This window comes from Rhodanobacter sp. UC4438_H5, assembly GCF_052978405.1.
Window position 1 is genome coordinate 458,689 of the sequence record NZ_CM129672.1, and the last position, 14,109, is coordinate 472,797.

Annotated in this window: 14 protein-coding genes; 5 read left to right on the top strand and 9 right to left on the bottom strand. The window is 68.4% G+C overall.

Features of this window, described 5'->3' with window-relative positions; genetic code table 11:
• Window positions 1-76 precede the first annotated feature (76 nt).
• Window positions 77-631, bottom strand: a complete 555-nt coding sequence (locus ACVCL9_RS02075) for an NADPH-dependent FMN reductase (protein ID WP_395117332.1) — start codon at window positions 629-631, stop codon at window positions 77-79.
• Window positions 632-659: 28 nt separating this feature from the next.
• On the opposite strand from ACVCL9_RS02075, the gene dapD reads away from it, so the two are divergent.
• The 5 genes from dapD to dapE all read left to right on the top strand — a co-directional run bounded on the left by dapD (window position 660) and on the right by dapE (window position 4,816).
• Complete coding sequence (gene dapD, locus ACVCL9_RS02080) at window positions 660-1,616, top strand: 2,3,4,5-tetrahydropyridine-2,6-dicarboxylate N-succinyltransferase (protein WP_395117334.1); 957 nt, start codon at window positions 660-662, stop codon at window positions 1,614-1,616.
• Window positions 1,617-1,717: 101 nt separating this feature from the next.
• The gene (locus ACVCL9_RS02085; RefSeq protein WP_447099316.1) at window positions 1,718-2,071 is read left to right on the top strand and encodes a Spx/MgsR family RNA polymerase-binding regulatory protein; all 354 of its coding nucleotides are present in this window, start codon (window positions 1,718-1,720) and stop codon (window positions 2,069-2,071) included.
• A 7-nt stretch (window positions 2,072-2,078) separates the two neighbouring features.
• Window positions 2,079-2,570 (top strand): DUF2165 family protein, encoded by a 492-nt coding sequence (locus ACVCL9_RS02090; protein WP_447099475.1) that lies wholly within the window; start codon window positions 2,079-2,081, stop codon window positions 2,568-2,570.
• 2 nt (window positions 2,571-2,572) lie between these two features.
• A complete protein-coding gene (locus ACVCL9_RS02095; protein WP_395117339.1) occupies window positions 2,573-3,634 on the top strand; it encodes a VIT1/CCC1 transporter family protein in 1,062 nt (353 codons plus the stop codon).
• A gap of 42 nt (window positions 3,635-3,676) precedes the next feature.
• Window positions 3,677-4,816, top strand: coding sequence for a succinyl-diaminopimelate desuccinylase (gene dapE / locus ACVCL9_RS02100; protein WP_447099315.1), 1,140 nt, complete (start codon window positions 3,677-3,679; stop codon window positions 4,814-4,816).
• A gap of 84 nt (window positions 4,817-4,900) precedes the next feature.
• Here dapE and ACVCL9_RS02105 read toward each other — a convergent pair whose 3' ends face one another.
• The 8 genes from ACVCL9_RS02105 to ACVCL9_RS02140 are packed head-to-tail and all read right to left on the bottom strand — an operon-like array spanning window position 4,901 to window position 14,084.
• Window positions 4,901-5,104, bottom strand: coding sequence for a Sec-independent protein translocase subunit TatA (locus ACVCL9_RS02105; RefSeq protein WP_447099314.1), 204 nt, complete (start codon window positions 5,102-5,104; stop codon window positions 4,901-4,903).
• A gap of 14 nt (window positions 5,105-5,118) precedes the next feature.
• On the bottom strand, window positions 5,119-5,760 hold the full coding sequence (locus ACVCL9_RS02110; RefSeq protein ID WP_447099313.1) for a nitrous oxide reductase accessory protein NosL: 642 nt from the start codon (window positions 5,758-5,760) through the stop codon (window positions 5,119-5,121).
• Window positions 5,761-5,772: 12 nt separating this feature from the next.
• On the bottom strand, window positions 5,773-6,606 hold the full coding sequence (locus ACVCL9_RS02115) for an ABC transporter permease (protein ID WP_447099312.1): 834 nt from the start codon (window positions 6,604-6,606) through the stop codon (window positions 5,773-5,775).
• Complete coding sequence (locus ACVCL9_RS02120; RefSeq protein ID WP_447099311.1) at window positions 6,603-7,532, bottom strand: ABC transporter ATP-binding protein; 930 nt, start codon at window positions 7,530-7,532, stop codon at window positions 6,603-6,605. Before ACVCL9_RS02120 ends, ACVCL9_RS02115 begins: the two co-directional genes overlap by 4 nt.
• Window positions 7,529-8,794: a nitrous oxide reductase family maturation protein NosD gene (locus ACVCL9_RS02125; protein WP_447099310.1), complete on the bottom strand. Its 1,266-nt coding sequence runs from the start codon at window positions 8,792-8,794 to the stop codon at window positions 7,529-7,531. The genes ACVCL9_RS02120 and ACVCL9_RS02125 overlap by 4 nt, the downstream gene beginning before the upstream one ends.
• A gap of 53 nt (window positions 8,795-8,847) precedes the next feature.
• A complete protein-coding gene (nosZ, locus tag ACVCL9_RS02130) occupies window positions 8,848-10,794 on the bottom strand; it encodes a TAT-dependent nitrous-oxide reductase (RefSeq protein WP_447099309.1) in 1,947 nt (648 codons plus the stop codon).
• A 33-nt stretch (window positions 10,795-10,827) separates the two neighbouring features.
• Window positions 10,828-13,017, bottom strand: coding sequence for a 4Fe-4S binding protein (locus tag ACVCL9_RS02135; protein WP_447099308.1), 2,190 nt, complete (start codon window positions 13,015-13,017; stop codon window positions 10,828-10,830).
• Window positions 13,017-14,084, bottom strand: coding sequence for an FAD:protein FMN transferase (locus ACVCL9_RS02140; protein ID WP_447099307.1), 1,068 nt, complete (start codon window positions 14,082-14,084; stop codon window positions 13,017-13,019). The genes ACVCL9_RS02135 and ACVCL9_RS02140 overlap by 1 nt, the downstream gene beginning before the upstream one ends.
• Between the last annotated feature and the right edge of the window lie 25 nt (window positions 14,085-14,109).

Below are 14,109 nucleotides of genomic sequence, written 5' to 3' on the forward strand. Positions count from 1 at the left end.
TGGTCGAATGGTCCCCCATTATCGCCCATCGGCGGCGCAAAACCAGTCGCAGGCGTGGTGGCCGGCGACGCCGGGATCAACGTGCAAAGCGGCGAATCCAGGCCACGTAATCATCGACGAAACCTTGCAGGAACTTGCGCGTGGAGTCGTTGGCGACGCTGCCGTCATCGGCGATCAAGTCCTCCTTGAAGTGGATGAATACCTCCGGCTGGGCCAGCGTGGGCACGTCCAGGTAGGCCAGCACGTTGCGCAGGTGCTGCTGCGCCATCGCGGTGCCGGTCGAGCCGATCGAGGTGCCGATCACCGCCGCCGGTTTGCCGGCGAACGAGTTGGTGCCCCAGGGGCGCGAGGCGATGTCGATCGCGTTCTTCAGCACGCCCGGGATCGACCGGTTGTACTCGGGCGTGACGAACAGCAGCCCGTCCGCCCCTTCGATATCCTTCTTCAGCCGCGTGGCGGTGGCCGGGTAGGCGGCGTCGAAATCCTGCGAGTACAGCGGCAGGTCGTTGATCTGGATGTGGCGGAACGCAAGGTCGCCCGGTGCCAGTTTCTCCACTGCGCGGGCCAGTCGGCGGTTGAACGAATCTGCGCGCAGGCTGCCTACCAGCACGGCAATCTTGATCTGGCTCATGTTCGGCTCCTCGTGGGGATGTGGAAGAATGGACGTCCAGCCAATGTACTGCGCCGTCGGGTTAAAAGCGCATGAACCCGGCCGCACCCGCGCTGGCAGCCTGTACTCTTTGCCGTTCGCCGCAGCGGCCGCCTTTCATCGACCGAATCGAATCGCCATGCAATCCATCGAAACCCTGATCGACGACGCCTTCGAGCGTCGCCACGCACTCACCCCATCCGAGATCGAAAGCCATCTGCGGCCGGCCGTGGGGCAGGTGCTCGACCTGCTCGAATCCGGCGAGCGCCGCGTCGCCGAGCCGGACGGCCACGGCGGCTGGACGGTGAACCAGTGGCTCAAGAAGGCCGTGCTGCTGTACTTCCGCATCAACGACAACCGCGTGGTCGACGGCGGCCCGGCGCAGGCGTTCGACAAGGTGCCGCTGCGCTTCGCCCACGGCAATGACGCCGAACTGCAGCAGCTCGGTGCGCGCGTGGTGCCCGGCGCACTGGTGCGTCGCGGCGCGCACATCGCGAAGGATGCGGTGCTGATGCCCAGCTACGTCAACATCGGCGCCTGCGTCGGCGCCGGCACCATGGTCGACACCTGGGCCACGGTGGGTTCCTGCGCGCAGATCGGCGCGGGCGTGCACCTGTCCGGCGGCGTCGGCATCGGCGGCGTGCTGGAGCCGTTGCAGGCCAACCCCACCATCATCGAGGACGGCTGCTTCATCGGCGCGCGCTCCGAGGTGGTCGAGGGCGTGGTGGTGGAGAAGGGCAGCGTGATCGGCATGGGGGTTTTCCTGGGCCAGTCCACCCGCATCTACAACCGCGCGACCGGCGAGGTGAGCTACGGCCGCGTACCGGCCGGCAGCGTGGTGGTGGCCGGCAGCCTGCCGGCGAAAGACGGCTCGCACAGCCTGTACGCCGCCATCATCGTCAAGCAGGTGGATGAAAAAACCCGCAGCAAGACCAGCATCAACGACCTCCTGCGAGCTGCCACATAGGAGCCCGCTCGCGGTCGATGCCCTGGCGGGCATCGGGATTCGGGATTCGCAGAAGCAAGAGCATCGCCCGCGAGCGGGCTCCTACAGGAAGGAAGATCGGGATGACGACTGTTTATGGATTGCCCACTTGCGACACCTGCCGCAAGGCGCGCAACTGGCTGGTCCGCTTCGAGGTGCCGCATGATTTCGTCGACTACCGCGCCAACCCGCTGCCGGCGTCGACGCTGAAGGACTGGGCGGCGCAGCTCGGCGGCTGGGAGAAGCTGGTCAACAAGTCTTCCACCACCTGGCGCAACCTGCTGCCGCAGCGCAAGAACCCCGGCAGCGACCCGGAGTGGACACTGCTGCTGAAGGAATATCCCGCGCTGATCCGCCGTCCGGTGGTGGTGGGGGACGACGGCACGGTGAGCGTGGGCTTCACCGACAACGGCTTCAAGAAGCTGTTCGGGCGCTGACGTGTCGATGCGGCTTTCGAAGATCGGGTTGGTGGCGACGATCGCACTGTGGCTGGCGCTGGTCGCGTTCGGCAACCTCACCGACTACGGCAGCAACCTGGTCTTCGTGCAGCATGTGCTGGCGATGGATTCGATCTTCCCCGACGCCGCCATCCACTACCGCGCGATCCATGCACCGCTGCTGCAGCATGCCGCCTACGTTCTGATCATCGCCGCCGAAGCACTGGCCGCCGTCCTGTGCGGCGCCGGCGCCTGGCGCATGTGGCGCGCGCGCCGTGCGCCTGCGACGGCGTTCCGGTGCGCCGGTCAGCTCGCCGTGGCCGGCCTGGGCGTCGGCGTGCTGTTGTGGCTGGGCGGCTTCATGGCGATCGGCGGCGAATGGTTCGGCATGTGGATGTCCACGCAGTGGAACGGGCTGGGCAGCGCATTCCGCTTCGTCGTCGTGTTGCTGCTGGCGCTGGTCTGGCTCGGCCAGCGCGACGACGAGCTCGGTGATTGACGATGACCCACGGCCGCACCCGCCGCTTCCGCAACAACCTGCGCATCGAGCGCGACAACGCCGCGCTGTACGCGCGGCTGGCCGAGCTGGCCGACGACCCGCAACTTCAGCACGCCTACCGGCGCATCGCCGCGGGCGAGCGCGGCAATGCGCAATTCTGGGAGGCGCGCCTGCGCGAACTGGGCGAGGCCGTGCCGCGGCAGCGGATCGGCCTGCGCGTGCGCGCGCTCAGCTGGTTTGCGCGACGCTTTGGCACCGAGTTCGTGATGCCGACCGTGGTGCGGTTGGCGCACGCGGATCATGAGGCCACGCCGGTCGACCGCAGCGGCCACCGCGACCACTTTCCGTTGCCGCGTCCGGCCGGTCCGCACGGGTTGCGCCATCGCGCGCAGAGCGGCAACACCTTGCGCGCCGCCGTGCTCGGCGCCAACGACGGGCTGGTGTCCAACGTCAGCCTGGTGATGGGCATGGCCGGCGCCGCCACCGGCGATCGCGCCGTGCTGCTGGCCGGCCTGGCCGGCCTGGTCGCAGGCGCGTGCTCGATGGCCCTGGGCGAGTGGCTGTCGGTCAACAGCTCGCGCGAGTTCTACCAGGCGCAGATCACCGAGCGCGCCGAACGCCTGGCGGTGGCCCCGGAAGATGGCCGCGAACACATCGCCGGCATCTATCGCGACAAGGGGCTGGAACCGGCGGCGGCCGAGCACCTCGCCGAACACGTGACCGAAACGCCGCGCGCGGCGCTGGACATGCTGGTGCGCGAGGATCTCGGCGTCGACCCGGCCGAGCTGGGCGGCTCGGCCTACGGCGCGGCGATCTCCTCGTTCTGCCTGTTCGCCTGCGGCGCGCTGTTTCCGGTGGCGCCGTATTTCTTTCTGGGCGGACAAGCGGCATTGCTGGCCAGCGTGGCTTCCACTGCTGGCGGATTGGCGCTGATCGGCATCGGCACCTCGCTGTTCACCGGGCGCAGCATGCTGTTCTCGATCGCCCGGCAATTCGTCATCACCAGTGTCGCGGCCGCGATCACTTTTGGCGTGGGGCATTTGCTGGGCGTGGTGCTGAGCTAGCTTGGTATGCTGCGGCATCCCCCGGCACTGCGCAGGAACCCCATGTCCGACGTGCTCGAACTTGCCCGCGACCTCATCCGCCGTCGTTCGGTGACGCCGGAAGACGCCGGTTGCCTGCCCTTGATCGGCGAGCGCCTGGAACGCGTCGGCTTCCGCGTCGAGCACCTGCGCTACGGCGAGGTCGACAACCTGTGGGTCACCCATGGCGCCGCCGGTCCGACACTGGTCTTTCTCGGCCACACCGACGTGGTGCCCAGCGGTCCGGAAGCCGCCTGGCAAAGCCCGCCGTTCGAACCGACCATCCGCGATGGCCGTCTATACGGCCGTGGCGCCGCCGACATGAAAGGCTCGGTGGCAGCGATGGTGGTCGCACTGGAGCAGTTCGTGGCGGCGCATGCGGAACACCGCGGCCGCGTCGGCCTGCTGCTGACCAGCGACGAGGAAGGCCCGACCAATCTCGACGGCGTGCGCCGCGTGGTCGAACATTTCCGCGAGCGCGGCGAGCGCATCGACTGGTGCGTGGTGGGCGAGCCCTCCTCCAAGGAACGGCTCGGCGACCTGATCCGCGTCGGCCGCCGCGGTTCGCTCTCCGGCACGCTCCAGGTGCGCGGCGTGCAAGGCCATGTGGCGTATCCCGAGAAGGCGCTCAACCCGATCCACGCCTTCGCTCCCGCCCTGGCCGAACTCGCCGCCGAGCGCTGGGACGAGGGCAACGCGGATTTCCCGCCCACCTCGTTCCAGGTCTCCAACCTCAACGCCGGCACCGGCGCGAACAACGTGATCCCCGGTGAACTCGTCGCGCTGATCAATTTCCGCTACTGCACCGCCAGTCGCGCCGACGACCTGCGCGCGCGCACCGAGGCGATCCTGCATCGCCATGGACTCGACTTCGCACTCGACTGGAATCTCTCCGGCGAACCCTTCCTCACCCCGCCCGGCGGCGTGTTGCGCGAAACCGTGGTGGCAGTCTGCCGCGAGCTGTGCGGCATCGATCCCGAACAGAGCACCGGCGGCGGCACCTCGGACGGCCGCTTCATTGCCCCGATGGGTGCCGAAGTTGTCGAGCTCGGCCCGGTCAACGCCACCATCCACAAGGTGGACGAGTGCGTGGACGTGGCGGAGCTGGAGAAACTGCCGGCGGTGTATCGGGCGTTGTGCGAGCGGTTGCTGGCCGGGGCCTGACCTGACGATGACGCTTCAACAGGCGAGTCTCGACCGCTGTGGCGGTGCCTGCATCAGGCAAGTCAACGCATCCGGATCAGCGCCTCAGGGTCGTGGTTCGCCATCCGCATCCCGCCGCACCGTCGGCGGCGTGGCCTCGTGCGGCTGGCCGCCCTTGAGCCCCTGGCGGAAATCGGCGATGGCGCTGCCGAGGTCGCGGCCGACGTTGCGCAGCTTGCCGGTGCCGAAGATCAGCACTGCCAGTACGAGCAGCACGATCCAGTGCGAGAAACTCTCCAGTCCGGGCATGTTGCGGGTTCCTGTCATGGGTGGGGGCGTGGATGCGCCGGCGAAAGCGCGGCTTGCGGATGGCTCGACAGGCCGAGCGACGGCGTGGGCGCAGCGAGGCATTGCAGCGTGCCGTGAGCGCCGCTGGCCCGGGCGGGGCAGCGGTAGTCCAGCGTGGCCACCAGTGCGGGCGTGATCTCGGCGAAGTCGACCACGGCGCCGCCATGCTCGCGTGCGAATGTTTCCGCGACAGCGCGGCTGGTGAACGGCGCCAGGGTCGGTCCCATCGAGCCGGCCAGCGGCTGCCAGGCCACGTAGACTGCGGTGCGCGCGTCGATGAAGCTGGCGGCGGCGTGGTCGGGTTGCTGCCAGTCGATGCGCGCGCTGTCCTGCACGAACAGTTCCTGCAGCGCGGACTGGTTTTCCGGTTGCAGCACGTAGGCGAAAAAGTCGCGGGTGGAATCGAACACCAGCGGCTTGGCGCGGCCGCTGATCCAGGCCTCGGCGCGCGGGCCGGGCGAGCCGTCCAGGTACATGCCGCACACCGCGCAGGCATCGTCCGGGTGGGTGTCGACGGCGTGGCGTGCGGGTGCGGGATTGCCGCCGCAACCGGTCAGCAGGGCCAGCGCCAGCACGAAGACAGCGCGGCGCAGGTTGGTCATCGGCAAGCAGGGCATGTGCGAACTCCTTCAGATTTCCTTGCGCCGGAACGCGAGCATCGCCCAGGCGAACGGCGCCACCGCCCAGCCCAGCAGCAGCGCGTAGAGCAGGGCTGGCGGATAGACGTGGTGGGCGGTCATGCCGGTCAGCAGGTCGTTGCCGGCGCCGTCGCCCAGCGCGGTGAGGTTGACCAGGCGGAACACGTCGACCGGGTTGAACAGCAGCAGGTACGGATACACCGCGCGCTCGACCGGGTTGCCGCCGCTGACCACCAGCAGCGCCAGCAGCGCAAGGTCGAACAGCACCACGCTCACCAGCCAGCCGACCAGTGCCAGTCCGGCGGCGCGCGACTTGTCGGTGGTCTGTACGCTGATCAGGCAGGCCAGCCCGACGAAGCAGGCGCCGAGCAGGGATGCGCTGAGGATGAAACGGCCGATCTGCAGCCACGCCTGCATCGTCTGCTCCGGCGGCTGCATCCACTGCATGATCGCGACCGCGAACCCGAAGCCGGCCAGCGTGGCGGCGGCCAGCGCACTGCAGTGGCCGAGGAACTTGCCGGCCACCAGTTGCCCGCGCGAGAGCGGATAGCTGAGCATCAGCAGCAGGGTGCCGTCGTCGCGCTCGCCGACGATGCTGCCATAGGCAATCAGCAGGCCGATCAGCGGGATCACGAACGCGCCCAGCGTGGTCAGGCTGGCCAGCGTGGCGTCGAACGAGGTGAAGCCCACGCGTCCGGCTGCCGCACTGCCGAACCAGGCGATGCCCAGCGCCAGCAGCGCGAACAGGATGGTCAGCGCGATGGTCCAGCGGTTGCGGAAGTCGTCGCGGAATTCCTTGGCGGCGACGGTGAGGATCGGGTTCATGCGGCCACCTCCGCGGTGGATGGCGGGCCGGCGCCGAGCCAGTCGTAGAGTTGTGCCAGCGTCGGCTCGCGCACGTCGAGATCGACGATCGCCGGGTCGGCCAGCAGCTCGCGCAGCATGCGCAACTTGCTGGCGCGCGGCACCTGCAGTTCCAGCCGGCCATCGGGGCGCGGCTGCGCCGACAGGCCGCCGGTTTCAAGGCGCGCGAGCAATTCGGGCATCGCCTGCTCACGCGTGCGCAACAGCACCTGCGCCGGCAGCGCGGCCTGCTCGCCCAGCGCGTGCAGGCTGCCGGCGGCAAGCAACTTGCCCTGGCGCAGGATCAGTGCGCCGTCGATGTGCGGTTCCAGTTCGGCCAGCAGGTGCGAGGAGACCAGCACGGAGCGGCCATCCGCGCGCAGCTCGCCGACGATGCGGTACAGCTCGCGGGTGGCCTGCGGGTCGAGGCCGGTGGTCGGCTCGTCCAGCAGCACCAGATCGGGCGAACCCAGCAGCGCCTGCGCGAGGCCAAGGCGCTGGCGCATGCCCTTCGAATATGTGCCGATGCGCCGGTCGGCGGCGTGGGCCAGGCCGACGCGGTCGAGCAGCGTGGCAATTTGTGCGCGTGGTGCCTGCTTCAGTCGCGCCAGGTAGTCGAGCAGTTCGCGACCGGTGAGGTTGCCGTAGAAGGTGGCGCTCTCGGGCAGGTAGCCGATGCGCCGGCGCAGCGCGTGTGCGCGCCACGGCGACTGGCCAAGCACCTCCAGCCGGCCGCCGCTGGGTGCTATCAGGCCAAGAATGAGTTTGATCAGCGTGGACTTGCCCGCGCCGTTGTGGCCGAGCAGGCCGATCACCTGGCCGCGCGGCACGACGGCGCTGATGCCGTCGAGTGCGGCGAGGTCGCCGTAACGCTTGGCCAGTGCGTGGCATTCGATCGGGTGGTTCATGGCGTGGCCGGGGAAGTTTTCATCAGCGGGTGGCTGTCCTGCACCGAGGGCGGCGTGAACACGGGGAACGCGCGCTGCACGTAGCGCATCAGCAGCACCGCGGGGCTGGACATCAGGTTGCGCGCGGAGGGGTATTTCCACAGCAGCACGTCGACGCCGTCGTTGGGGCGGAACGGCACGTCGCCGACGCCGTCGGCATCCAGGTCCCAGCCGAGGTAGTCGCTCCAGAAATTGCCGCGGCCGTGCGCCGACCACTCCTGGGCGAGGTTCTGCACGTACTTCACCTGGATGCGGTTGTCCTGGAAATGGTTGCCCCACAACCGGTTGTTCTCCGAGCCGGCGGTGACGTGGATGCCGATCTGCGAGTCGGCGACGAGGTTGTCGTGGAGGGTGTTGAACTGCGACAGGTAGACGAACAACCCCTTGCCTTCGGTGCCGTCGATCAGCCCGCCCTGGGTGTCGCGCTGGCCGTTGATCCGTCGTATCAGGTTGCCGGCGATCTCGCTGTGCGAGATGTAGTTGAGCAGGAAGCCGTAGGATTCGTCGTCCTCGGCGGTGTTGCCGATCACCTTGAGGTGATCGGACGACATCAGCGCATACCCGGCCAGGTTGCTGCGGCTGACGTTGTCCCGCAGCAGGTTGTGCTGGGAGTACATGTAGTGGATGCCGTAGCGCACCTCGTGCACCACGTTGCGCGCGATGGTGTTGTGAGGGCTGACGTAGACGTAGATGCCGTCGCGCGAGTCGGCCACGTCGTTGTCCTCGATGGTGCAGCCGGTGTCGTTCCACAGGTGGATGCCGTCGCCGCGGTCGGCCACGCGCAGCGAGCGCATGCCGCGGATCACGTTGTGCGCGACGCGCACGTTGGCCGCGCCGTCGAGGTAGACGCCGAACAGGCTCTCCTCGATGCGGTTGCCCTCGAGCGTGACGTCGCGCGCCTGGCGCTCGACGAAGATGCCGGCGTTCATCGCGGTGAGATCGGTGCCGCTATGGCGGATGGTCAATCCACGCACGGCGACCTGCGCGGCGCCGATGCGCACCACGTCGCCTTCGCCGCCGCCGTCGAGAACGGCGCCGGGTTCGCCGACGAGGGTGACCGGCTTGTCCAGCCGCAGGTGCACCACGTGCACGCCGGTCGGCACGCTGATGGTGGTACCCGGCGGCGCCGCGGCCACGATCTGCTCCAGCGACTCGCGCGCATGCACCGGCGCCGCCGGCGGCCATGCCAGCATCAGGAACGCGAGGAAACGAAGTGCATGCATGGGAACGGCGATCCGCTCGTGCCGCCGCGCACTGCGCGGCGGCACGACGCGGCTCAGGCCTCGACCAGCATCCGCCCGCTCATCTCCATGTGCATCGCATGGCAGAAGAACGTGCAGTAGTACCAGAACACCCCCGCCTTGTCGGCGGTGAAGGTGGCCGAGGCGGTGGCGCCGGGGCTGATCTCCATGTTGATGCCGTAGTTGACGATGCAGAAGCCGTGGCTGACGTCCTCCACCGCGTCGATGTTGGTCACCACCACGGTCACCTCGTCGCCCTTCTTCACCTTGAAGCTGCCCATGCTGAAGATCGGCGCGGCCGAGGTCATGTACACGAACACCTTGCGGCCTTCGCGGATGACCTTGCTGTCGGACAGCACGTTGACGCCGTGCTTCTTCGCCATCGCCACCGTCTCGGCGAAGAACGGGTCGTCGCGGTCCCAGCTCTTCTTCACCTTGTCGATCAGCTGCCGGCGGTGCAGCAGGATCACGTCGTGCGGTTCGGCGTAGACCGGGCCGTCGGCGACCAGCTTCATGGTCTCGCCGGAGATGTCGATCAGCTGGTCATTGTCCGGATGCAGCGGGCCGGTGGGCAGGAAGCGGTCCTTGGAGAACTTGTTCAGCGACACCAGCCACTTGCCGTCGGCGTCGCGCGTCTCGCCCATCGAGGTATGGCAGTGCCCGGGCTGGTAGGCCACGTCGATCTTCTGGCGCAGGTAGGCGACCTTCTTGCCGTCGTGGGCGGCGATCGCGTCGGCGATGTTCCACTTGGCGATCTGGCTGTCGATGAACAGCGTGGTGTAGGCGTTGCCGCGACCATCATAGGCGGTGTGCAACGGACCCAGGCCCAGTTCGGGCTCGGCCACCACCGTATCGCGCGGGTCCTTGAGCTTGCCGGCGAAGCAGTCGTCGATGCGGCTCCACTCCATCACGGTGACGGTGGGCGAGAGCTTGCCGTTGGCCACCACGTACTTGCCGTCGGGGCTGGCGTTGATGCCGTGCGGGTTCTTCGGGATCGGGATGTACAGGGTGAACGAGGAGCCGTGGCGGCCGTCGAGCACCGGCACCTTGGAGCTGCCGATGGTCTTGAACTCGCCCTTCTTCACCGCTGCCTCGATGCGCGCGATGTTGAACACCACCGCCCAGTCGCGCTCGGCCTGCATCGTGCCGGGCAGGTCCATGCCGCCCTCGCTGTTGTAGCAGGTGGAGATGGCGTACTTGCCGGCGTAGTCGGCCTCGGTGTTGTCCAGGTTGCCGTCCACCAGCACCTGCCAGGCGACCTCCATGGTGTCGCCGTCGAGCGCGCTGAACATGGTCTGGTACTTTTTCGGATCGTCCAGGTCGCGCCCGTCGTTCGGCGCCGGGACCAGGAACTCGCCGTTGGCGAACACGTAGCCGGTGCGCGGCGCGCGCTGCACGCGCAGGCCGTGGATCGCCTGCACGTTGGGCACATTGGTGATGCGGTCGCAACGCATCACGTCGCAGCGGATGCGCGCGACGCGGGTGTGCGCCTTGTCGTTGATGAAGATGTAGCGGCCGTCGTAGTGGCCGTCGGTCTGGCTCATGTGCGGGTGGTGGCAGTCGCCGCCGGGCGGGAAGTTCGGGCCGAGCACGCGCTTGCTCTCGTTGGTGACGCCCCAGCCGATGGTGAAGTCGGGGTTGAACACCGGGATGCGCATCAGCTCGCGCATCGAGGGCACGCCGACCAGACGCACCTCGCCGGACTGGCCGCCGCTCCAGAAGCCGTAGTACTCGTCGAGCTGGCCGGGCGGCACGTGGTCGGAAGCGGCTTCGTGCTCGCCGTGCTCGCGCTGGCGTTCGCCATCGTGTCCGGCGGCGGCACCTTCCGCGCCACCGTGGTCCCCCTTGCGACCGCAGCCCGCCAGTGCCAGTCCCGCCGCGCCGGCCAGGCCGGCCAGCGCGCTGGTCCTGATGAAGTTGCGACGCGCGGGGTCGGCGCCTTCCTCGATTGCTTCGGGTTTGATTTTCGATTCGTCGTGCATGGCTTCCATCCGCAGAGGCAGGTGAGGTGGGGATCAGTCGGCGACGGGCGCCGGCTCTCGGGTTTCCGGCGCGTTCGCCGGGGTAATCAGCGTGATCGGCGTGGGCAACGGTCGTGCGGCGCGTTCGCGCTTCTTGCGTTGCTGTACCACCGGTGGGCACTTGTGGTCGTTGACGCGGGTGACCTGGCAATCCAGGCAGTAGTGGCATTCGTTGAAGTCGATGCGGCCATCCGCATGGATCGCCTTGACCTCGCACTCGTTGGCGCAGACCTGGCAGGGGCTGCCGCACTCGGGGCGTCGGCGCAGCCATTCGAACAATCGCCAGCGTCCGGACACGGCCAGTCCGGCACCCAGCGGGCAGACATAGCGGCAATAGAACTTGTGGTTGAACGCGGATACGCCGATCAGCAGCACCGCGTAGAGCACGTAGCTCCACGAGCGCGCGAAGTGCAGGGTGAACGTGGTCTTGAACGGCTCGATCTCGGCGTAGTGCTCGGCCGTGTTGAGCGACTGAAGCGACATGCCGAACAGCACCAGCAGGATGACGTACTTCAGCGCCCACAGCCGCTCGTGCACCGCCCGCGGGAACTCGAACTGCGGCACGTGCAATCGCTTGGCCGCGTTGTTCACCAGCACCTGCAGCGCACCGAACGGGCACAGCCATCCGCAGTAAACGCCGCGCCCGAGCAGCAGCAGGGTGGCGGCGACGAATACCCACAGGATGAAGATCAGCGGGTCCATCAGGAAGGTTTCCCAATGGAAGCCGTGCAGCACCGACTGGATGAAGGTGAAGATGTTCACCACCGACAGCTGCGCCAGCCCGTGCCAGCCGATGAACACCAGCGTGTAGATCAGGAAACCGGTGCGCACGCGTTCGAGCAGCACGGGCCGCGTCACCAGCCAGTCCTGGAACAGCAGGACCAGCGTCAGCACGGTCAGCCCCGCCAGCAGCACGGCGATGTCGATGCGGCGGCCGTACCAGATCTTCTGCCACAGTGCGGCGTCGGCCGGCAGTGCATCGGACTGCGAGTCGGTGCTGCTCTCCGGCCGCGTGGTGTAGACCGCCGGCATGCGGTAGTCGCGGGTGAAGGTGTGGTAGATGCTCTGCAGCGGGCCGACCTGGCGGTTCACCATCAGTTGCAGCGTCCACGGCCGGGTCGCGTCGAAGCCGCTGCCGCTGTTGCGCACGATGAAGATCGCCTGCTCGACGAAGTCGGGCTTGCCACGCAACGGGGTGTCGTTCAACTGAACCAGGTCGGTGTCCTTGAACAGCACCAGCTTGCCGTCCTGCAGCACGTGCACGCGGTCGAAGATGCCGCCGCGCACATAACCCACGCCCTTGAACGAATAGATGCCGTTGGCCATCACCGCGATCGCCGAGTCGCCGGGCTTGAGCTGCCTCATCAGGTCGGCGTGGGCGGTCGGGCCGAGCAGGTTGCGGCCCACCGTGGGCGGGGTGACGTCGGCGAAGTACAGGTCGATGAAGACATCGCCCTCGTGGCCGGGCGCCGGCGCGGTGGGATCATCGACCAGGCCGCTCTCCGGCTGGCCCTTGAAGGCGTCGGTGATCGCCTGGCGCTTGAGCTGCAGGTGGCTGATCGCGCCGTTGCCGGTCAGCGTGTCCCAGTCGGCCGGCTGGTAGTAGTCGGCGCGCACGGCGGCGACTTTGGCGTCGGTGTCGGCCGCGCCGGCGATCAGCTTGCGCGAGGCGGCCACCTTAAGCGCCGAGTTCATGATCGTCTCGTTGACCACCATCGAGGTCACCGTGGCGCTGCTGATCGCGTCGATGCGCACGCTGCCGCTGGCGCCGCCGCCGACCACGATCTGGTCGTCCACGCGATGGCCGATGTAGCGCGCCACGAAGTCGTACAGCTTCTGCACCGGAATGCCGACCAGCAGGATCGGCTCGTGCTGCTCCAGCACGCGGGCGTCGCGGATGCTGCCGTCGGTGCCGATCGACACCAGCAGGTTGATCGGCGCGCCCGAGTACGCCGGCACCGGCGCCACCATCACCGTCTCGAACACGTAGCCGATGATCTTGTCGCCCTGGTACACCGCGGCCGCCGGCGGCGTGCCCTCGATGTCGCCGTAGCGGGTGGCCTGCGGAAACACCTCGTGCAGCTGCGGGTGCTTCGCGTCGATGCCGGCCAGCGCGGCGGGTGCCGGCAACAACAGGCACAGCGCCAGCAGCAGGCGGGTGACGAGCGGGCGTGACAAGCGCATCACACGCGCTCCGCCGTACCGGCGATCAGCGGCAGGTCGCGCGAGCGCCAACGCTGCCCGCCCGTGCGCGAGAACGCCAGCCACTGCTGGTCCTGCGCGTCCATCAGTGCAGACAGGCGCGGCAGCTCCAGCGAGAACGCCGCCGTGCTCATGCCGTCGGCCAGCACCGAACGCTGCGCGATCACGGTGACGCTGGAATAGCTTTGCGGCGACCAGCCGGTGCGCGGGTTGACGATGTGGAACAACCGCCGGTCGGCGGAGAAGAACACGCGGTAATTGCCCGACGTGGACAGCGCCGCGTTGCGCAGCTGCAGTACCGCCGCCACGCGGCTGACGTCGCGCGGATCGACGATGCCGACGTTCCAGTGCCGCTCGGGGTCGTTGCCGCAGATCGCGTGGATGTCGCCACCGGCGTCGATCAGGCCGTACTCGATGCCGGCGCCGCGCAGCGCGGCGATGCCCTGGTCGACCACGTGGCCCTTGGCGATGCCGTCCAGGGTGATCGCCATGCCCGGGCGCAGCAGCCGCGCGCCGCGCGCATCGAGTGCGAGGTCGCGGTAGCCGACCAGCGCGTCGCGGCTTTCGGCCACGCGTTGCTCGTGCGCGTCGGCGGCCGCCGTGCCGCGCAGCGTTTCGAAGTAGCGCAGCACCGGCAGCACGGTCGGGTCGAACGCGCCGTCGGTCAGTCGCGACAGCGACAGCGCCTGGCGCAGCACCGCATCCAGTTGCGCCGGCACCTGCGCCAGCTGGCCATCGCGGTTGAGCCGCGCCAGCGGGCTGGCGGGATCGAAGCGAGTCAGCTGCGCGGCGGTCGCGGCCATGCGTGCGAACGCCGCCTCGATCGCCACGCCGGCGGCTTGCACGTCATCGGCCAGGCAGGTCACCGCCACCGAGGTCTGCATCAGCGTGCGCTCGCGGCGCACCTGCCACAGGTTCTGCTTGCGCTTGAGCACCGCCCAGCCGCCGCCGGCCAGCAGGCCGCCGGCGATGGCGAGCTGGCCGGCCTGCTTCAGCCAGCGCCGGCGTTCGGGCGAACGCAGGTCGTCGAAAGCGGAGGGACGGTGCATGGGATGTCTCCCGGGATGAGTGATT